Raw genomic sequence first — 19,262 nt, forward strand, 5'->3', positions numbered from 1 at the left:
GGTTCAGGGGTTACGAACCTTGTCCATGATTTCCATCTGACGGCTCGACTCGAGCACAATGCCATAGCTGGTTTTTTCGTACGGCCGGAAAACCATCAACATGCCGGCACGCTCATCGGGCAGCTGCACGCGCTCGTTCTGAATGCGATCACGCACCATTTCACCCGTCTTGTAGATGGTCAGAACGCTACCCTGCTCAAGGCCATCACGCAGGCCCTTGTTGATCACCACTACATCGTACTGACCCACCTGGGTAACGCCATTGGGCACATCGATGATCAGGCCATTGATTTCGCTGGCCGGCTCGCGGGGGAAAAACGTCGAGTTGATGGGGCGCTCTTCAGTCTGCAGCAGACGATCGTTGACGCGTACTTCCTGATTACTGCGCGTCACGTTGAGGCTGACAATATCGTCCTCGGTACCCACCACATCGCCGTTGCCGATTTCCTGTGCGTGAATCCCCAGGAATTCTCCGGTAATCGGGTCGGTATAAGCCGTTCCACGCCGGAAGATACCCATTGCGCGAATATCCGGATCGACTTGACCGCGGGCGTAGGCACGGCTACCGGCACCAACCACCACGCTTTGTGCTTCACCGCCAAGAATATAGGGGGCATTTTCCAGCACACTGGGATCGTCAATAATGCGGCCGGCCTTGAGAAAGGCGTTGATCGCTTCGAGTGGAATAGTGGGTATGGCTTCGGCGATAGGCTGGAATCGCACGGTAGGGGACAACTTGATGGTGCCTCCCTGGCCCCGGCCAACGGTGAGACGTGGCTGGCCATCAATGTAAACCAGCGAAATCAGATCGCCGGGATAAATCAGATGCGGGTTGCTGATCTGTGGGTTGGCGTGCCAGACTTCCGGCCACTTCCAGGGCAGATTCAGGAAGCGCCCGGCGATGTCCCACAGGGTATCGCCCTTGACGACCTCATAGGTTTGCGGATGGCCATCCCTGAATACCGGCTCCTGTGCCTGCACCCAAAAGCTCATCGAGAGCAACAGAAGGCCGACTAATGTTTTCCTCATGACATGAATCCCTTTATTATAGAGGCCAGCATTCGGTCTGAAGGCGCATTAGACATGCCAGACCTGTGTTATTTCCTAGCTGCTCATCATCTTAGCAGCACAATTTAGCTTTATTCCACAACTGCATCACAAACTGACATGGCCATATTAAACATTCTGGAATTTCCCGACCCACGCTTGCGTACCGTAGCCAAGCCCGTCGACAAGGTTGATGACCGAATCCGCCAACTGGTGGATGACATGTTCGAGACCATGTACGAGGCTCCCGGCATCGGTCTGGCTGCCAGTCAGGTCAATGTGCACGAACGTGTAGTGGTGATCGACTTGTCCGAAGACAGGAGTGAGCCGCGGGTTTTCATCAACCCCGATCTGGAACCTCTGACCGAGGACCTGGAAGAGATGCAGGAAGGCTGTCTGTCGGTCCCCGGCTTCTATGAAACCGTCACCAGGCCGGAGCGAGTGCGAGTTCGCGCCCTGGGGCGTGATGGTGAACCCTTTGATGAGATTTGCGAGGGCTTGCTTGCGGTGTGCATTCAACATGAATGTGACCACCTCAACGGCAAGTTGTTCGTCGACTATCTGTCCAACCTCAAGCGCGACCGGATTCGCAAGAAGCTGGAAAAATTGCACAAGCAGCAGGCCAGTGCCTAAGGTTTTGTTCGTAGATCCAAGGGCTTGCTTCGGCAAGCCTTTTTGTTTGCCCGCAGCGGGAGCCGCATGAACTCTTCAGATCTTCGCATCGTTTTCGCCGGTACACCGGAATTCGCCGCCGCCCACCTGCAAGCCATGCTTGATGCGGATCTCGACATTATCGCGGTGTATAGCCAGCCAGACCGGCCGGCAGGACGCGGCCAGAAACTTCAGGTCAGCGCGGTCAAGGAACTGGCGTTGCAACACGGCCTACCGGTGTATCAGCCGGCGAGTCTGCGCGACCCTCTTGCACAACAGGAGCTGAGCACCCTGGCACCGGATCTGCTGGTAGTGGTGGCCTACGGCCTGATTCTTCCGCAGGCAGTTCTGGACACGCCACGCCTGGGCTGCATCAACAGTCATGCATCCCTGCTACCCCGCTGGCGCGGCGCCGCGCCCATTCAGCGGGCAATAGAGGCTGGGGACAGCGAAAGCGGCGTGACCGTCATGCAAATGGAGGCGGGACTCGACACCGGTCCCATGCTGCTCAAGGTGATGACACCGATTTCGGATACTGACACCGGCGGCAGTCTGCATGACCGTCTGGCCGAGCTGGGTCCGAAGGCCGTTATCCAGGCAATTGACCTGCTGGCCAAAGGCACTGCCAAGCCCGAATCACAGGATGACAGCCTGGCAACCTATGCCCACAAGCTGAATAAATCCGATGCCCGGATCGACTGGCAACGGCCCGCCATTGAGCTGGACCGAATGATCCGGGCCTTCAACCCCTGGCCACTGGCCCATGCCCTGTGGGAAGGCCAGACGCTGAAGGTGCTGGCAGCCAGCCCCACCGAGGATCATGGCGCGCCGGGTCGGATTCTCGAGTGCAGCAAGGCCGGGCTTCTGGTTGGTTGCGGTAGCGGTGCGCTGCGCCTTACCCGGTTACAGATCCCCGGCGGTAAGCCGCTGTCGTTCAGCGACCTGTATAACGCCCGCCGCGAACAGTTCGCCCCCGGCCTGCAACTGGGCAACGGCCAATGAGCCCGCGTCTGGCTGCGGCCAATGCACTGGCCACAGTAATGGCCGGCAAGGCCTCGCTGGGTACCAGTCTTCCCGCTCAGTTGCAGCACGTAAATGACCGTGACCAGGCCTTGGCCCAGGAATTGGCCTTTGGTACCGCACGTTGGTTCCAGCGTCTGGATGGTCTGGCAAATGCTCTGCTGGAAAAGCCGCTCAAGGCTGCAGACCGCGATCTGCACGCATTGCTTCTGGTAGGTCTGTACCAGTTGTTGTTCACCCGCATACCAGCCCACGCGGCGATCGACGAAACTGTCACCGCCGCCAAAGCTTTGAAGAAACCCTGGGCCAGGGGCATGCTGAATGCCGTTCTACGCCGGGCGCAGCGAGAACATTCAGAGCTGTTCATCGCACTGGAGCGTGACCCTACCATTCGACTGTCCCACCCCCGCTGGTTACAAAAACGTCTCAAGCAAGCCTGGCCGGAGCACTGGGAGGCCATCTGTAACGCCAACAACGCGCACCCACCGATGACCCTGCGGGTGAACCAGAGTGTCATTGCTCGTCAGGCCTATATGACCAAACTGGCAGAGACAGGCCTGCCGGCCCATGAGACCCCATTCAGCGACCAGGGTATTACCCTGGAGCAATCCTGCGACGTACACCGCCTGCCCGGTTTTGCAGAGGGGGAGGTGAGCGTGCAGGACGAAGCAGCGCAATTGGCTACACCCCTGTTGGATCTGGCTGCCGGGCAGCGCGTACTGGATGCCTGCTGCGCCCCCGGGGGCAAGACCTGCCATATTCTGGAACAGGAGCCGGACCTGATGGAGCTGGTTGCTCTGGATCTGGAGCCCAAAAGACTGGAACGGGTAAGCGACAACCTGCGGCGTCTCGGATTGCGCGCGCAACTCAAGGCGGCTGATGCCCGGGAGCTTGCAGCCTGGTGGGACAGCAAGCCGTTCCAGCGTATTCTGCTGGATGCCCCCTGTTCTGCCACGGGCGTGATTCGTCGCCATCCGGATATCAAACTGACTCGTCAGGCCGAAGACATACCGGCGTTGGCGGCGTTGCAGGGCGAATTGCTCGACGCGCTCTGGCAGACGCTGGATGTGGGCGGCATCCTGGTTTATGCCACCTGCTCGGTGTTACCCGAGGAAAACAGTCAGGTGATCGGCGCTTTCCTGGATCGACAACCCACTGCCAGGGAACTGCCTGTTGCAGGCCCCTACGGATTGGCGCAACCCCACGGTCGCCAATTGCTACCTGATAACACCTGCCATGATGGCTTCTACCTGGCCAAGCTGGTAAAAATGGGCGCCGACTCTGCAGTCACCGGCTACACTGCGCAAGACAAGGGGACGTCCGCAATATGAAGATCATCATTCTCGGCGCCGGCCAGGTGGGTGGCAGTCTGGCTGCCGAGCTGGCCAGCGAAGCCAACGACATCACTGTGATCGACACCGACAGCACCCGCCTGCGCGAATTGGGTGACCGCCTGGATATCCGTACCGTGGTGGGCCGCGGGTCGTTCCCGACCGTTCTGCGCCAGGCCGGCGCGGATGATGCCGACATGCTCATCGCGGTCACCAGCAGTGATGAAACCAACATGATTGCTTGCCAGGTCGCCTACACCCTGTTTCGCACCCCGACAAAAATTGCCCGCATACGCGAGTCCGCTTATCTGACTCGCGGTGGCCTCTTTCATAACGAATCGATACCTATTGATGTACTGATCAGCCCGGAACAGGCCGTCACCACCTATGTGAAACGCCTTATCGAACATCCAGGCGCCCTGCAGGTACTGGATTTCGCCGAGGGCAAGGTTCAGTTGGTGGCGGTGCGTGCCTACTATGGCGGCCCCCTGGTTGGTCAGGAACTGCGCTTTTTGCGCCAGCACATGCCCGGTGTGGATACCCGGGTCGCGGCAATATTCCGCAAGGATCGGCCAATCATCCCCCGTGGCGACACCATTATCGAAGCTGACGACGAGGTGTTCTTTCTCGCCGCGACCCACGACATACGCGCGGTGATGAGCGAACTGCGACGCCTGGAGAAGAACTACAAGCGGGTGCTTATCGCCGGCGGCGGCAACATCGGCGAACGCCTGGCTGAAGCGATCGAGAATCGCTACCAGGTGCGTATTATTGAAAAGAACAAGTCGCGGGCCGACTATCTGTCGCAGAATCTGGACAAGACCGTCGTCCTGCACGGCAGTGCTTCGGACAAGGAATTGCTGCTCGAAGAAAATATCAAGGACGTGGATATATTCTGCGCCCTGACCAACGATGACGAAGCCAATATCATGTCTTCCATGTTGGCCAAGCGACTGGGCGCACGCAAGGTGATGGCTCTGATCAATAATCCCGCCTATGTAGATCTGGTCCAGGGCGGCGAGATCGATATCGCCATCTCGCCGTCCCAGGCAACGATCGGCACGCTGCTGACCCATGTGCGGCGTGGGGATATTGTCAACGTCTACTCGCTGCGCCGCGGTGCCGCCGAGGCAATCGAAGCTGTGGCACACGGCGACTCCCGCTCCTCAAAAGTCGTCGGCAAGATGATCGGTGAGATCGACCTGCCGCCGGGTACGACCATCGGCGCGGTAGTGCGCGGCGAGGAAGTTCTCATTGCCCACGACAACACCCTGATCGAGTCCGAGGATCATGTGATTCTGTTTGTGATCGACAAGAGACATATCCGCGACGTCGAGCGCCTGTTCCAGGTCGGCCTGACCTTTTTCTGATGACTCCCCTGACTCCGACTCGCAGGTAAACGCCGCATGCAGTACACCCAGATCCAGCGCATTCTCGGCATACTGCTCATGCTGTTTTCCACCAGCATGCTGCCGGCGGCGGCGGTCGGCCTGTATTACGGCGAACAGGCGCTAGAGGCCTTCGTCGTGGCATTTGCGATCACTGCGTTAGCTGGTCTGCTGATATGGATACCCGCACGTCATCAGCGCAATGAACTGCGCATCCGGGATGGCTACTTGATTGTGGTGATGTTCTGGCTGGTTCTGGGGTTGTTCGGGGCAGTGCCGCTGTATTTGCTCGAAATGCCGGAACTGACCATTGCCGACTCGGTGTTTGAATCCTTCTCGGGGCTAACCACCACCGGGGCCACCGTTATCACTGGCCTGGATACGCTACCGCGCTCGCTCTTGTTCTACCGTCAGCAACTTCAGTGGTTCGGAGGCATGGGGATCATCGTGCTGGCCGTGGCCATACTGCCGATGCTCGGGGTTGGCGGCATGCAACTGTATCGCGCTGAAATGCCCGGACCGCTAAAGGAGAACAAGCTCACGCCGCGGATTGCCGAGACAGCGAAAGTACTCTGGTACATCTACGCCGGCCTGACACTAGCCTGCGCTCTGGCCTACTGGGCCGCAGGTATGACGTTGTTTGATGCGGTGAGCCACGCTTTTTCGACAGTAGCCATCGGCGGCTTCTCGACTCATGACGCGAGCATTGGTTACTTCGACAGTGCCCTGATCGAATTCATCTGTATCGTCTTCATGTTCATCTCCGGGATCAACTTTGCACTGCATTTCCTTGCTTGGCGGTTCCGCTCGATTGCCAACTATTGGCTCGATCCGGAATGCCGGGCCTATGTGCTGATTCTTGGCGCGCTCTTTATTGCCTGCTGCGTGGTGCTGATCCACTTTCAGACCTACGACATCTGGACGTCGATCCGCTTTGCCGCCTTCCAGACGGTATCGATAGCGACCACCACAGGCTTCGGGGTGACTGACTTTTCCGCCTGGCCAACGGTTCTGCCTTTCCTGCTGCTCTATGCAAGCTTTATCGGTGCCAGTGCCGGCTCGACTGGTGGCGGGATGAAGGTGATTCGCGTGCTACTGCTCTACAAACAGGGCACCCGAGAGACCAAGAAGCTGATCCACCCCCACGGGGTCTTTCCGGTCAAACTCGGCAACAAGCCCGTACCCGACCGGGTCGTGGAAGCGGTCTGGGGGTTCTGTGCCGTTTATGTGTTCGCGTTTGCGGTGCTGTTTCTGATTCTACTGAGCACCGGGCTGGATTTTGTTACCGCCTTTTCGGCCCTGGCAGCCTGCATGAATAACCTGGGCCCGGGTCTTGGCGAGGTTTCAACCCACTACGGTGAGTTGAGCGCTACGGTGAAATGGATTCTCAGCTTTGCCATGCTACTCGGGCGTCTTGAAGTGTTTACCCTGCTGGTCCTGTTTACTCCGATGTTCTGGGCCCGTTGAAACAGGAGGACCATCACAGGTCCTCTTCATCATCCACAAATGCCAGACCGGCACCTTCGCCGGCAATACGGCGCTGGATGATCATCTTCAGGATCGGGGCCTCGATGGGCATATCCTGCACCTGACCCTCAACGATGGTGCCTGCGGCCAGAGCGGCAAGGTCCGGATTTTCAACGAACACACCACCATCTGAAAGATCCCGGGTCTGTCCGTACACATCACCGATGTCCGGATGGCTTATCCGGATTCTGCATTTCATCGGGGTACGCGGGTGCTGCCGCTGATTTGACATGTTCTAATCCTGTCTTATGACTGCAAGGTCAGTACCATTTTTTCTCACCCGGCGGGCGTTTCTTGAAACGCTTCATGCTCCACATGTACTGGCTGGGCCAGCGCCGCACATAGCTCTCAATCATTGCGCTCATGCAGGCAGTCGCCTCGGTGACATCGCTACTGTAAAGGGCATCGGGCGCGGCTTCCACAATCACTTTGAACCCGCGGCCACCGGGCAGGCGCACACAGTGCATGAACAGAGCCTGTGCATCGCCACCCCGCAGGAGATTGGGAACGAATTTGCTGGTTAGCGCAGACACCGCAAAAAAGGGCACAAACTCGCCGCTCTTAACCGCAGGTTCAGGATCGGCTGGAATGCCCACCACACCGCCACGGCGCACCTCCCGCATGATCATCGCGATGCCTTCCCGTGTCGAGGGCGCTACCCGATTACCCAGTTGCGCGCGCTGACTGCGCAACAGCTCGTCCACAGCGGGCTGTTTGGGGGGTCGAAAGAAGATGACCGGTGAGCATTGCGAACAAAACCAGTGATTGAGCACTTCCCAGTTGCCCAGGTGGCTGGTGATAGCCACTACCGCTTTGCCCGCCTCGAGCGCTCCATGCAGCAATTGAGCGCCTTCCACTTCGGTCACCAGCCTGACAGTGCGCTCGGGCTTCCACATCCAGGCGCAGGCGCTTTCAGCGAAGCTGCGGCCTGTATCCAGCAGAGTTTGGCGTATCAACTGTTGGCGGTCGGTTTCAGCCATTTCCGGCATGCAGTGGGTCAAATTGATGCGCACCACCTCTTTCGAGCGATTGGGGAGCTTCCACAGCAGCCATCCGGCTGCGGCGCCCAGGCCCTGAGCCAGCTTGAATGGCAGCAGGGAAAACAACCTGAGAAAACCAACGATGATTGCGCCCTTGAACCGCTCCACAGATACCTCGCTTGAGAGAAAATTGTATTGTAGCCGCATAAACCTGAAGGCAATAAGCACCTGAGTCCGCTTTGCAGGCGAACAGGGCCAGCGCCCGGTGGGTTTCAGGCCCCGGCCAGCTCGCAATAACGGAAGCAATCCCTGGTGTGGTCCATCACCATGCCGGTGGCCTGCATAAAGGCATAACAGATAGTTGGCCCGACAAAGGTGAAGCCGGCCCGCTTCAATGCCTTGCTCATCGCCTGAGCCTGATCGGTCGTTACCGGCACCTCACTGATATTGGCAAACGCGTTGATTCGAGGTGCGCCGCCAACAAAAGCCCAAAGCCATTCACCCGGGTCGGTCTGTTCGGCAAGCCGCAACCAGGCCTGGGCATTCTGCCGTGCACCCCGAACTTTCAGGCGGTTGCGGATGATCCCCGGATCTTCAAGTAGCTCAAGCAGGTCATCTTCACTCTGTTGCGCCATGAACTGGGGGTCGAACCCCTGGTACACCTGACGGTAGCGGTCGCGCTTTTTCAGCACGGTGATCCATGACAGACCGGCCTGAAAACCATCAAGCAGCAGTTTTTCGAACAGCCGCTGGGCGTCGTACTCCGGCACGCCCCATTCCGCGTCATGGTAACGCTGGTATATCGGGTCATCCGAGCACCATGCGCATCGGTGTTGCACCGCTCTGGTGGGCGCTTTTTCTGAATTCATACTCACTCCCTGGGCTTGCAACACGTGGTCAGACAGTGAAGTTACGCCACGCGGCGGCTGCACTCCTGTATGTACAGGCCCGTCTGATTGTATACTGCGCCCTTTCTTAAAATGCCAAATCGGACAGACAACGTGACTCAGACCAACCCAGCCACCCAAAGCTTCCAAGGATTGATCCTTGCCCTGCAAAGTTACTGGGCCGAAAAGGGCTGTGTACTGCTCCAGCCCTACGATATGGAAATGGGTGCCGGCACCTTCCACACGGCCACCTTCCTGCGTGCGATCGGCCCCGAAGCCTGGCACGCCGCCTACGTCCAGCCAAGCCGTCGTCCAGGTGACGGGCGCTATGGCGAAAACCCCAATCGCCTGCAGCATTATTACCAGTTCCAGGTCGTGCTCAAGCCCAATCCGGCTGATATGCAGGAGCTGTATCTGGACTCGCTGAATCATATCGGCATCGACACCAGCGTACATGACGTGCGCTTTGTCGAGGACAACTGGGAGTCGCCAACGCTGGGCGCCTGGGGCCTGGGCTGGGAGGTATGGCTGAACGGCATGGAAGTGACCCAGTTCACTTATTTCCAGCAAGTGGGTGGTGTCGAGTGCTATCCGGTTACCGGCGAGATCACCTACGGTCTGGAACGTCTGGCAATGTACCTGCAGGGCGTAGACTCGGTGTACGACCTGGTGTATTCCGATGGTCCCTTCGGCAAGGTGACCTACGGCGACGTGTTCCACCAGAACGAAGTGGAGCAATCGACCTACAACTTCGAGCACGCCAACGTCGAAAAGTTGCTCGAACTGTTCGACTTCTACGAGAGCGAGGCCAATCGCCTGATGGCCGCCGAACTGCCGCTGCCAGCCTATGAAATGGTGATCAAGGCTTCACACACCTTCAATCTGCTCGACGCCCGCCGCGCCATTTCGGTGACCGAGCGTCAGCGTTACATCCTGCGCGTGCGTACGTTGTCACGCGCCATTGCCCAGAGCTATCTGATGGCCAGGGCGCGTCTGGGCTTTCCAATGGCGACGGCGGAACTGCGCGATGAAGTACTGGCCAAATTGAAGGAGGCCGAATAATGCAGCAGGATTTTCTGGTTGAACTGGGCACCGAAGAGCTGCCCCCAAAATCCCTCAAGCGACTGGCCGAAGCGTTTCTGAGTGGTGTCGAAAAGGGTCTGCAGGACGCTGGGCTTGGCTATAGTGCAGCACGCTATTACGCTGCGCCCCGGCGCCTGGCAATACTGGTGGACGCACTCGAGACCCAACAGCCTGATCGCAACAATCAGATGGATGGCCCACCGCTACAGGCCGCCTTTGACGCGGAAGGTAAACCAACCAAGGCCGCGGAAGGCTTTGCCCGCAAGTGCGGAGTTGCGGTATCCGACCTTGATAGCAGCGGTCCCAAACTGCGTTACGTTCAGAGCATTCCAGGCCAGGCTGCCGCCCAGCTACTGCCGGGCATCGTCGACAGTGCCCTGGCTGCGCTGCCGATTCCCAAGCGTATGCGCTGGGGCGCTCGCAAGACCGAATTTGTCCGTCCTACCCAGTGGCTGGTCATGCTCCAGGGGGACTCGATCGTCCCCGGCGAGATTCTTTCCCAGACCGCTGATCGCAGCTCGCGGGGGCATCGCTTCCATCATCCCGATCAAGTACGCATCAGCACGCCGGCAAGCTATGTTGAACAGATGCGTGACGCCCACGTGATTGCCGATTTTGCCGAACGCCGGGAAATGATTCGGGCACGTGTTAATGAGCTGGCGGCTGCAGAGCAGGGCACGGCAATCATGCCTGACGATCTGCTCGATGAGGTCACCGCACTGGTGGAATGGCCCGTGCCTCTGGTATGCAGTTTCGAGGAGCGCTTCCTTGACGTTCCCCAGGAAGCGCTGATCTCGACCATGCAGGACAACCAGAAGTATTTCTGCCTGCTGGATAACGCTGGCAAGCTGCTGCCACGTTTTATTACCGTGGCGAACATCGAGAGTAAGGACCCGGCGCAAATCATTTCCGGTAATGAAAAGGTCGTGCGTCCACGCCTGACCGATGCCGAGTTCTTTTTTCGCCAGGACAAGAAGAACCCACTGGCTGAGCGCAATACGCAGCTTGCCAATGTCGTTTTCCAGGCCCAGCTCGGCAGCGTATTCGACAAGGCCCAGCGGGTCTCGGCACTGGCAGAGTACATCGCAGCACAGATTGGCGGCGACGCTGGCCGTGCAGGGCGCGCGGGCCTGCTGAGCAAGTGTGATCTGGCAACAGAAATGGTCGGTGAGTTTCCAGAGCTTCAGGGCATTGCCGGGTATTACTACGCATTGCATGACGGCGAGCCCGAAGACGTAGCGCTGGCGCTAAATGAACAATACATGCCCCGTGGCGCAGGCGCCGAGTTGCCAACTACCCTTACCGGCGCTGCCGTTGCACTGGCAGACAAGCTGGATACCCTGGTCGGCATTTTTGGTATCGGTATGCTGCCCACCGGCAGCAAGGACCCTTACGCCCTGCGCAGGGCCGCGCTGGGTGTGTTGCGGATTCTGATCGAGAAACGCCTGGAGCTGGACCTGATTGCCACCATCACCGTAGCTGTTGAGCAATATGCTTCGCAGATCAAGACCACACCGGACCTTGGCGCACAGGTGCAGGAATTTGTGTTTGATCGTCTGCGTGCCCGCTATGAGGATGAGGGGATTGATGTTGCGGTGTATCAATCCGTAAGGGCAGTAGCCCCCGCCTCGCCGCTGGATTTTGATCAACGTGTTCAGGCTGTGCAGCATTTCCGCCGCCTGCCGGAAGCCGAGGCTCTAGCCGCTGCCAACAAGCGGGTTTCCAACCTGCTCAGCAAGGCAGGAACGGAGGTCAGCACTGACATCAATCAGACATTGCTCACCGAGCCAGCCGAGCAGACACTCGCCAAGGCGATAGTCGAAGCCGAAGAGCGTGTTGCACCCCTGGCCACGGAAAGACGTTACAGCGACGCCCTGGAGCGTCTGGCATCATTGCGAGGCCCAGTCGACGGCTTCTTTGAACAGGTGCTGGTGAACGCGGATGACGAGCAGCTAAAAGCCAATCGCTACGCCTTGCTGGCCAAGCTCCGTGGGCTGTTTCTTGGTGTCGCTGATATCTCGTTGTTGAGCTGATGGCTGGAGCGGGCAAGGGCATGGATAAGCTGATCATTCTCGACCGTGATGGCGTGATCAACGAGGACTCCGATGCTTACGTGAAGAGCCTCGACGAATGGATACCCATACCGGGCTCCATCGAGGCCATCGCCAGATTGAGCAAGGCCGGTTGGCTGGTTGCCGTAGCCACCAACCAATCGGGTCTGGCGCGGGGGTTTTTCGACCATGACGACCTGCAACTCATGCATGACGCCTTGCAGCAAAGGGTGGCTGGGCAGGGTGGTCGCGTTGACCTGATACGTTTCTGTCCCCATGGCCCGGACGATCTATGTGACTGTCGCAAGCCCCGTAGCGGATTGTTCAGACAGATTGCCGAGCATTTCTGCCTGCCACTTGAGGGCGTGCCCGTTGTTGGCGACAGCCTGCGTGACCTGGAGGCCGGCGTTGCCGTCGGTTGTGAACCCTTTCTGGTAAGAACCGGAAAGGGAAGCCAGACCGAGCTCAAGGCGCTACCGGATGGCACTCGTATATTCGATAACCTGGCCGCTGTGGCCGATCATCTTCTGGATAATTGAACCATGTCACTGATGCCCCTGCGCGTCGTTCTGTTCTATCTACTGTTGGCCATCAGCGCAGGCATCTGGGGTTTGCTGATGCTGATAATAGCCCCCTGGCTGCCCTACCGCTGGCGGTTTACCCTCATCGTCGGCTGGTGGAGCCGAGTGGCCATCTGGCTGACAGTGCATATTGTCGGCATCCGCTACGAAGTGACGGGGCAGGAAAATATTCCCGATCGGGCTGGCGTGATTCTGGCCAACCATCAGAGCACCTGGGAGACGTTTTTCCTGCAGCAGGTATTCCGTCCGCAGACTCAGTTGATCAAGAAAGAACTTCTTTATGTTCCTTTTTTTGGCTGGGCTTTTGCCCTCGCCAAACCCATTGCTATCGACCGGGCCAACGGGCGGGACTCACTCAAGCAACTCAGCCAACTGGGCGGCAAACGTCTGGCTGAAGGCATCTGGATTCTGGTTTTCCCCGAAGGCACTCGCAAGTTACCCGGAGAGCCTGTGAAATTTTCCCGCGGCGGCGCCGCCCTGGCCTGCATGAACGATGCGCCGGTGGTACCTGTGGCACACAATGCCGGTGAGTTCTGGCCAAAGGTGGGGTGGGGCAAGAAACCGGGTACTATCCGCGTGATGATTGGCCCGGCGCTGTATCCTAAGGGCAGGGATCCACGTGCTATTGTGGAACTCAACAAGCAAACCGAAGCGTGGATCAATCAGGCTCTCGCTTCAGTCGTTCGAGACTGAATCCAGATCTGCCAGTTATTGTCAGGAGACCGTTCACTATGGGTATTAATGATTATCTGCGTCGTCTGGCAGAACTCAAGGGATCGGACCTGTTCCTGAGCGTTGGTGCGCCACCTACCGCCAAGTGTGAAGGCTCCTATGTACGTCTGGGCTCAGAACCGCTACCCAAAGGCTCAGTCAAGGCTATGGCCTACGAGCTGATGAGTGAGCGCCAGGCCCAGGAGTTTGAACGGGATCTGGAGATGAACCTGGCTGTCGGCATTGCCGGTGCAGGGCGTTTTCGCGCGAACGTGTATTTGCAACGTGGTGAAGTAGCCATGGTGGTGCGTTATATCAACGATCAGATACCCAGTTTTGCCGAACTGGGCTTACCGCCCGTACTGGAACGCCTGGTCATGCTGGATCGGGGCCTGATTCTGGTAACCGGCTCAACCGGCTCGGGCAAATCCACGACACTGGCTGCCATGCTGGATTACCGGAACACCAACCGCGCCGGTCACATTGTATGCATCGAAGATCCCATCGAATTCCTGCATCATCATAAGGAATCGATCATTGATCAACGGGAAGTCGGCCTCGACACCCACAGCTTCAAGGATGCCTTGCACAACGTGCTCCGCGAAGCTCCCAATGTGATCATGATCGGTGAAATACGTGATCGCGAAACCATGCAGCACGCCCTTCACTATAGCGAAACGGGTCACCTTGTGCTGGCAACCATGCATGCTACCAACACCGTACAAGCGGTGGACCGCATGGCCAATATGTTCCCCGAGGATGCGCGGCCGCAGATCCTCGGAGATATCTCGATGAACCTGGCAGCAATCATTGGCCAACGCTTGGCCAAAGGTATTAACAAACCGAGGATCCCCGTTGTTGAGGTCATGGTCAGAACACCCTACATCGTGAACCTGATCGCCCGTGGAGAAATTCAGGATATTCGCGATGCGATGTCCAGAGCGACCGACGACAAGGCACTGCAGACGTACGACCAGCACCTTTTCCAATTGATTACCGAAAAAGCCATTACCCTCAAGGAAGCTGTGCGGCTGGCAGACTCACGGAACGATCTTATTCTGCGCACCCGAATGGAGGCATCAAGTAGTACGCCCACCCCGGTCGCCAAGCCTGTATCCGCCCCAAACTCGGCGGAGCTCAAAGAAAAGCCGGCTCAACCCGCTCAGTCCACCTCGTTTGACTCTGATTTGACGGATGATTTCCGCTGAAAACCAGCCAACGGTAAGCGGCAAAACTGCATCAGAGCCGGAAATCACTCGTAACTTACTGATAGTAAAAAAGAAACCCCCGGTAGCACGATGCTACCGGGGGTTTCTTTTTTGACAAGAACAAGCTACAGATTTTTACACATCGAGATTCGAAACGGCCAAGGCATTCGTCTCAATGAACTCCCGCCGGGGCTCCACATGGTCGCCCATGAGCGTGTTGAATATCTGATCCGCTGCGATGGCGTCTTCGATGTTCACACGCAACATGCGACGGCTATCGGGATCCATGGTGGTTTCCCAGAGCTGATCCGGGTTCATCTCACCCAAGCCCTTATAGCGCTGAATAGTGTGCCGACGAGCCGTCTCACTCATCATCCATTCCAGGCCTTCCTTGAAATGGGTGATCGGTTTCTTCTTCTCGCCGCGCTGCATGTAGGCACCCTCTTCAAGGAGGCTCTGCAGCTTCTCGCCGAGTTCGGCCATGGTGCGGTAATCATTACTGGCGAACAGGTCGCGGTTGAACGTCACATAGCTGGAAAGACCGTGGGAGATAGACTCGACCTCGGGCAGCCAAAGGTGGCGCTCGCGGTCTTCACGCAGGCTTACGTTATATTGCTGGCCGGATTTCTCGCCTGTCTTGACCATGGTCTCGAATTGAGCAACCCAGTTATCCATAAAGGCCTTATCGGCCAGATTTTCCTGGGAAAGACGAGGCAGGTAGATAAAGTGCTCCATCAGCTCCAGTGGATAGAGGCGAGCAAGACGCTTGAGGGTCTTCATTACCGCGCGGAACTCCTGGACGATACGCTCCAGGCCTTCTCCTGTGATGCCTGGGGCATCTTCGTTGACGAACAGGTAGGAGTCTTCAAGGGCCGACTGGGTCAGGTATTCTTCCAGAGCCTCATCGTCCTTAAGGTACTGCTCCTGCTTGCCTTTCTTGATTTTGTAGAGCGGTGGCTGCGCTATATAGATATAACCACGCTCGATCAGCAATGGCATTTGCCGGAAGAAGAAGGTCAGTAGCAGTGTGCGAATGTGCGAGCCGTCAACGTCGGCGTCGGTCATGATGATGATGTTGTGATACCGGAGCTTGTCTACGTTGAACTCATCACGACCGATACCGCAGCCCAGGGCTGTGATCAGAGTGCCCACCTCGGCGGAGGAGAGCATCTTGTCGAACCGCGCCTTTTCCACGTTGAGAATCTTGCCCTTGAGTGGCAGGATTGCCTGAGTCTTGCGGTTGCGGCCCTGTTTGGCAGAGCCGCCCGCAGAATCACCCTCCACTATGTACAGTTCTGAGAGTGCTGGATCTTTCTCCTGGCAATCAGCCAACTTACCGGGCAGGCCTGCAATGTCCAGAGCGCCTTTACGGCGTGTCATCTCACGTGCCTTACGAGCGGCTTCACGCGCACGAGCGGCGTCGATCATCTTACCCACTACGGCCTTGGCTTCGTTTGGACGCTCGAGAAGATAATCAGAAAATGATTTATTCATTTCCTGCTCTACAGCAGTCTTGACCTCGGAGGAGACCAATTTGTCTTTGGTCTGGGAGGAAAACTTGGGATCGGGAACCTTGACCGAGATAATTGCGGTCAGGCCTTCACGGGCGTCATCACCTGACGTACTTACCTTGAGTTTTTTTAGCAGGTTCTCCTGCTCGATGTAGCTGTTAAGCGTACGAGTTAGAGCACTACGGAAGCCAGCAAGGTGCGCTCCACCATCACGTTGGGGAATATTGTTGGTGAAGCACAGAATGCTTTCGTTGAAGCTGTCATTCCACTGCATCGCTACTTCTACCGCGATGCCGTCTTCACGTTGAAAGTTGAAGTGAAAAACGGAGTTGATTGTGGTCTTGTTGACGTTGAGGTAATCAACAAACGCACGTAACCCACCCTCATACTTGAACAGTTCCTTTTTCCCCGTGCGCTCATCCGAAAGGTGAATACCTACGCCAGAGTTCAGGAAAGAAAGTTCACGCAGGCGCTTGGCCAGAATATCCCAGCTGAAACCAATGCTGGTAAAGGTCTCGGCTGATGGCTTGAAGTGAATCTGGGTGCCCGTTGTTTCGGTATCACCGACAGCCTTTAGCGGGTGTTGAGGGACGCCATGGACATATACCTGCTCCCATACCTTACCGGCACGGCGAACAGTCAGAATAAGCTCCTCGGACAGAGCGTTTACAACCGAGACGCCAACGCCGTGCAAACCACCAGAGACCTTGTAGCTGTTATCGTCAAACTTACCACCCGCATGCAGAACGGTCATGATGACCTCCGCTGCAGACACACCCTCTTCGTGCATATCCACCGGTATTCCACGGCCATTGTCCCGAACCGTGATCGACTCGTCGGTATGGATCACAATGGTGATATCGGTACAGTGACCTGCAAGGGCCTCGTCGATTGAGTTATCTACTACCTCAAATACCATATGGTGCAGACCAGTACCGTCATCCGTGTCGCCGATGTACATGCCAGGGCGTTTTCGCACTGCATCCAGGCCCTTGAGGACCTTGATGCTTGATGAATCGTAGGCTCTTTCTTCGGTCATAATCTCGTCACTCCAGACAACTTTCGGTCTGCACAATGTGTCCATGTTCCACGTGGAACATGGTCAGTAATGTTTCTTTTTGCCAGGACCGGGCGAGCTGTTCAGCCTCTACACCGGTAATAAATACCTGGCAATTCAAGCCCTCAAGTAATGCACAAAGGGCTTTTCGGTGATGCTCATCAAGCTCCGAGGGCAGATCATCCACCAGAAAAATGCAATCCTGTTGACGCCCCCGCTCCTTGAGCAGGTAACCCTGGGCGATCTTCAGCGCGCATACCACAAGCTTTTGCTGGCCTCGGGAAAGAACCTCGGCAGCGTTCATACCTTTGATGCGTAGTCTCAGATCGGCTCGCTGAGGGCCTGCCTGGGTATGCCCTAACTGACAATCGCGCTCAAACTGAGAGTCGAGCACCAATTGCAAATCACGCTCTTTATCCCAGCCACGGTAATAGCTAAGTGTTAAATCTTCCAGGCTGACGAGCTGGGCGAGGACGTCCTCAAATACCGGCTTCAGCTTGGCAATGTACGCGCGCCTATACAGATCAATTCTTTCACTTGAACTGACCAGCTCCGCTTCCCAAGGAGCCAATTGTGAACGCTCAATTCTACCACGTCGGAGCAGCGAATTCCGTTGCTTGAGGCTTTTTTGCAGCCGCTGCCAGGTGCTCAGAAATTGATGTTCCACGTGGAACACACCCCAGTCGAGGTACTGACGTCGCTGTTTTGGAGCACCTTCGAGCAGCCTGAAACTATCAGGATTAATCAACTGCAAGGGTAAGGTGTCTGCCAGCTGGGCCGTGCTACGTACAGTTTGGCCATCAATACGGATCTGATAATCCGCCGCCTTGCTGCGTGTAATCCCCATAGTGGTTTGCACGCCATTATTGAGCAATAACTCACCAAAGACTGTGCAGGCGTCATGTTCATGCTGGATAACGGGCTGCAGACGCGTGCTACGAAATGAGCGGGCCAGGCCAAGAATATGAATAGCTTCAAGCAGGCTGGTTTTGCCGCTGCCGTTATCGCCGTAGATGAGGTTGATATGTGGGGAGGGGTAGATCGTCACCGGGTGCAGATTACGCACCGCGGTGACTGACAATCGCTTGAGGGGCATGAAGTATCGAGTTACCTACAGACGCATCGGCATGACAACATAAACACTGTCATCAGTTTCGGATTCCTGTACCAAGGCACTACTGTTGGCGTCAGAAAGAATCATCTTCACTTGCTCGTTACTCAAGACGTTCATCACGTCCAGCAGATAACTGACGTTGAAGCCAATTTCGAGAGCACTGCCGTTATAATCAACAGCAATATCTTCTTCGGCCTCTTCCTGTTCAGGATTGTTCGCCTGAATCTTCAACAGTGAATCACTCAGCATCAAACGAATACCGCGGTACTTCTCGTTGGAGAGAATCGCGGTACGGCTGAATGCATTGCGTAACACCTGACGGTCAGCAAGAACAATCTTGTCACCACCACGGGGCAGAACCCGTTCGTAGTCGGGAAATTTTCCGTCAACCAGTTTGGACGTAAAAGTGAAGTCGCCAGTAGTCGCGCGTATATGATGGGTACCCAATACGATAGAGACCATGTCGTCAGCTTCTCCGAGAAGCCGAGCCAGTTCGAGTATGCCCTTACGCGGGACAATCAACTGATAGCGTTCCTGATAGTCAATGTCTGCGTCCAGAGTACACATGGCCATACGATGCCCATCTGTGGCAACGGCGCGCAGTTGTCCTTTGTTGATTTCCAGTAACATGCCGTTGAGGTAATACCGCACGTCCTGTTGCGCCATCGCAAAACTGGTTCGCTCAATAAGACGGCGCAATTTATTCTGGTTGACCTGGAAGGTCATGGAACCCGGACCTTCTTCCACATTAGGGAAATCCGAAGCGGGCAGGGTAGCCAACGTAAAACGGCTGCGGCCGGCCTTGATTACTGCCTTGTTGTCTTCAACCTTGAGCGTTATGGCAACGTCGTCAGGTAATGACTTGCAGATGTCCATGAGTTTGCGCGCGGGTACAGTTATCTCACCAGCCTCCGCAGGCTCATCCAGCTGGATCCTTCCGACCAGCTCAACCTCAAGGTCAGTGCCGGTCAGCGACAGCGTGTTTCCATCCACTACCAGCAGAACGTTCGAAAGGACCGGTAGGGTCTGACGACGCTCCACGACCCCGGCTACCAGTTGCAAGGGTTTCAACAGGGCTTCACGCTGAATGGTAAATTGCATTGTCTTCCTTCGAC

General features: G+C 56.8%; 17 protein-coding genes. 10 read left to right on the plus strand and 7 right to left on the minus strand.

What is annotated here, in order from left to right; all coding sequences use genetic code 11:
- Positions 1 to 3: 3 nt before the first annotated feature.
- Positions 4 to 1,029, minus strand: coding sequence for a LysM peptidoglycan-binding domain-containing protein (locus FZF01_RS02020; protein WP_150276421.1), 1,026 nt, complete (start codon positions 1,027 to 1,029; stop codon positions 4 to 6).
- Between the two features lie 138 nt (positions 1,030 to 1,167).
- Here FZF01_RS02020 and def point away from each other — a divergent pair, with 138 nt between their 5' ends.
- The 5 genes from def to FZF01_RS02045 all read left to right on the plus strand — a co-directional run bounded on the left by def (position 1,168) and on the right by FZF01_RS02045 (position 6,904).
- Positions 1,168 to 1,680 carry a peptide deformylase gene (gene def, locus FZF01_RS02025; protein WP_150276422.1) on the plus strand — a complete coding sequence of 171 codons (513 nt, stop codon included), beginning with the start codon at positions 1,168 to 1,170 and terminating at the stop codon, positions 1,678 to 1,680.
- Positions 1,681 to 1,746: 66 nt separating this feature from the next.
- Positions 1,747 to 2,700 (plus strand): methionyl-tRNA formyltransferase, encoded by a 954-nt coding sequence (gene fmt / locus FZF01_RS02030; RefSeq protein WP_150276423.1) that lies wholly within the window; start codon positions 1,747 to 1,749, stop codon positions 2,698 to 2,700.
- Positions 2,697 to 4,049 (plus strand): 16S rRNA (cytosine(967)-C(5))-methyltransferase RsmB, encoded by a 1,353-nt coding sequence (gene rsmB / locus FZF01_RS02035; protein ID WP_150276424.1) that lies wholly within the window; start codon positions 2,697 to 2,699, stop codon positions 4,047 to 4,049. Before fmt ends, rsmB begins: the two co-directional genes overlap by 4 nt.
- Positions 4,046 to 5,419, plus strand: coding sequence for a Trk system potassium transporter TrkA (gene trkA, locus FZF01_RS02040; protein WP_150276425.1), 1,374 nt, complete (start codon positions 4,046 to 4,048; stop codon positions 5,417 to 5,419). Before rsmB ends, trkA begins: the two co-directional genes overlap by 4 nt.
- Positions 5,420 to 5,455: 36 nt before the next feature.
- Complete coding sequence (locus FZF01_RS02045; protein ID WP_150276426.1) at positions 5,456 to 6,904, plus strand: TrkH family potassium uptake protein; 1,449 nt, start codon at positions 5,456 to 5,458, stop codon at positions 6,902 to 6,904.
- Positions 6,905 to 6,917: 13 nt separating this feature from the next.
- On the opposite strand, the gene FZF01_RS02050 is transcribed toward FZF01_RS02045, so the two are convergent.
- The 3 genes from FZF01_RS02050 to FZF01_RS02060 form a co-directional block, all read right to left on the minus strand.
- Positions 6,918 to 7,196: a PilZ domain-containing protein gene (locus tag FZF01_RS02050; RefSeq protein WP_150276427.1), complete on the minus strand. Its 279-nt coding sequence runs from the start codon at positions 7,194 to 7,196 to the stop codon at positions 6,918 to 6,920.
- A gap of 28 nt (positions 7,197 to 7,224) precedes the next feature.
- Positions 7,225 to 8,112 (minus strand): lysophospholipid acyltransferase, encoded by an 888-nt coding sequence (locus FZF01_RS02055; RefSeq protein ID WP_150276428.1) that lies wholly within the window; start codon positions 8,110 to 8,112, stop codon positions 7,225 to 7,227.
- A 104-nt stretch (positions 8,113 to 8,216) separates the two neighbouring features.
- Positions 8,217 to 8,813 carry a DNA-3-methyladenine glycosylase I gene (locus FZF01_RS02060; protein ID WP_150276429.1) on the minus strand — a complete coding sequence of 199 codons (597 nt, stop codon included), beginning with the start codon at positions 8,811 to 8,813 and terminating at the stop codon, positions 8,217 to 8,219.
- 132 nt (positions 8,814 to 8,945) lie between these two features.
- On the opposite strand from FZF01_RS02060, the gene glyQ reads away from it, so the two are divergent.
- The 5 genes from glyQ to FZF01_RS02085 are packed head-to-tail and all read left to right on the plus strand — an operon-like array spanning position 8,946 to position 14,465.
- Positions 8,946 to 9,893: a glycine--tRNA ligase subunit alpha gene (glyQ, locus tag FZF01_RS02065; protein ID WP_150276430.1), complete on the plus strand. Its 948-nt coding sequence runs from the start codon at positions 8,946 to 8,948 to the stop codon at positions 9,891 to 9,893.
- Positions 9,890 to 11,947: a glycine--tRNA ligase subunit beta gene (glyS, locus tag FZF01_RS02070; RefSeq protein ID WP_150276431.1), complete on the plus strand. Its 2,058-nt coding sequence runs from the start codon at positions 9,890 to 9,892 to the stop codon at positions 11,945 to 11,947. The genes glyQ and glyS overlap by 4 nt, the downstream gene beginning before the upstream one ends.
- A 20-nt stretch (positions 11,948 to 11,967) precedes the next feature.
- Positions 11,968 to 12,504 (plus strand): D-glycero-beta-D-manno-heptose 1,7-bisphosphate 7-phosphatase, encoded by a 537-nt coding sequence (gene gmhB / locus FZF01_RS02075; RefSeq protein WP_150276432.1) that lies wholly within the window; start codon positions 11,968 to 11,970, stop codon positions 12,502 to 12,504.
- A gap of 3 nt (positions 12,505 to 12,507) precedes the next feature.
- On the plus strand, positions 12,508 to 13,239 hold the full coding sequence (locus FZF01_RS02080) for a lysophospholipid acyltransferase family protein (RefSeq protein ID WP_150276433.1): 732 nt from the start codon (positions 12,508 to 12,510) through the stop codon (positions 13,237 to 13,239).
- Between the two features lie 38 nt (positions 13,240 to 13,277).
- On the plus strand, positions 13,278 to 14,465 hold the full coding sequence (locus FZF01_RS02085; RefSeq protein ID WP_150276434.1) for a PilT/PilU family type 4a pilus ATPase: 1,188 nt from the start codon (positions 13,278 to 13,280) through the stop codon (positions 14,463 to 14,465).
- A gap of 135 nt (positions 14,466 to 14,600) precedes the next feature.
- Here FZF01_RS02085 and gyrB read toward each other — a convergent pair whose 3' ends face one another.
- Genes gyrB through dnaN form a run of 3 tightly spaced genes read right to left on the minus strand, consistent with a single transcriptional unit; the run spans position 14,601 to position 19,248 of the window.
- Entirely contained in the window at positions 14,601 to 17,015 is a 2,415-nt protein-coding gene (gyrB, locus tag FZF01_RS02090; protein ID WP_150276435.1) for a DNA topoisomerase (ATP-hydrolyzing) subunit B, read from the minus strand.
- A gap of 7 nt (positions 17,016 to 17,022) precedes the next feature.
- Positions 17,023 to 18,129 carry a DNA replication/repair protein RecF gene (recF, locus tag FZF01_RS02095; RefSeq protein WP_150276436.1) on the minus strand — a complete coding sequence of 369 codons (1,107 nt, stop codon included), beginning with the start codon at positions 18,127 to 18,129 and terminating at the stop codon, positions 17,023 to 17,025.
- 15 nt (positions 18,130 to 18,144) lie between these two features.
- Positions 18,145 to 19,248 (minus strand): DNA polymerase III subunit beta, encoded by a 1,104-nt coding sequence (gene dnaN / locus FZF01_RS02100; protein ID WP_150276437.1) that lies wholly within the window; start codon positions 19,246 to 19,248, stop codon positions 18,145 to 18,147.
- Positions 19,249 to 19,262: the final 14 nt, after the last annotated feature.

The organism is Halopseudomonas salina (assembly GCF_008641105.1).

What these genes read in the sequence shown, in the direction of transcription:
- FZF01_RS02020 (WP_150276421.1), bottom strand. Translation starts at nt 1,029, where the DNA reads ATGAGGAAAACATTAGTCGGCCTTCTGTTGCTCTCGATGAGCTTTTGG.
- def (WP_150276422.1), top strand. Translation starts at nt 1,168, where the DNA reads ATGGCCATATTAAACATTCTGGAATTTCCCGACCCACGCTTGCGTACC.
- fmt (WP_150276423.1), top strand. Translation starts at nt 1,747, where the DNA reads ATGAACTCTTCAGATCTTCGCATCGTTTTCGCCGGTACACCGGAATTC.
- rsmB (WP_150276424.1), top strand. Translation starts at nt 2,697, where the DNA reads ATGAGCCCGCGTCTGGCTGCGGCCAATGCACTGGCCACAGTAATGGCC.
- trkA (WP_150276425.1), top strand. Translation starts at nt 4,046, where the DNA reads ATGAAGATCATCATTCTCGGCGCCGGCCAGGTGGGTGGCAGTCTGGCT.
- FZF01_RS02045 (WP_150276426.1), top strand. Translation starts at nt 5,456, where the DNA reads ATGCAGTACACCCAGATCCAGCGCATTCTCGGCATACTGCTCATGCTG.
- FZF01_RS02050 (WP_150276427.1), bottom strand. Translation starts at nt 7,196, where the DNA reads ATGTCAAATCAGCGGCAGCACCCGCGTACCCCGATGAAATGCAGAATC.
- FZF01_RS02060 (WP_150276429.1), bottom strand. Translation starts at nt 8,813, where the DNA reads ATGAATTCAGAAAAAGCGCCCACCAGAGCGGTGCAACACCGATGCGCA.
- gmhB (WP_150276432.1), top strand. Translation starts at nt 11,968, where the DNA reads ATGGATAAGCTGATCATTCTCGACCGTGATGGCGTGATCAACGAGGAC.
- FZF01_RS02080 (WP_150276433.1), top strand. Translation starts at nt 12,508, where the DNA reads ATGTCACTGATGCCCCTGCGCGTCGTTCTGTTCTATCTACTGTTGGCC.
- FZF01_RS02085 (WP_150276434.1), top strand. Translation starts at nt 13,278, where the DNA reads ATGGGTATTAATGATTATCTGCGTCGTCTGGCAGAACTCAAGGGATCG.
- gyrB (WP_150276435.1), bottom strand. Translation starts at nt 17,015, where the DNA reads ATGACCGAAGAAAGAGCCTACGATTCATCAAGCATCAAGGTCCTCAAG.
- recF (WP_150276436.1), bottom strand. Translation starts at nt 18,129, where the DNA reads ATGCCCCTCAAGCGATTGTCAGTCACCGCGGTGCGTAATCTGCACCCG.
- dnaN (WP_150276437.1), bottom strand. Translation starts at nt 19,248, where the DNA reads ATGCAATTTACCATTCAGCGTGAAGCCCTGTTGAAACCCTTGCAACTG.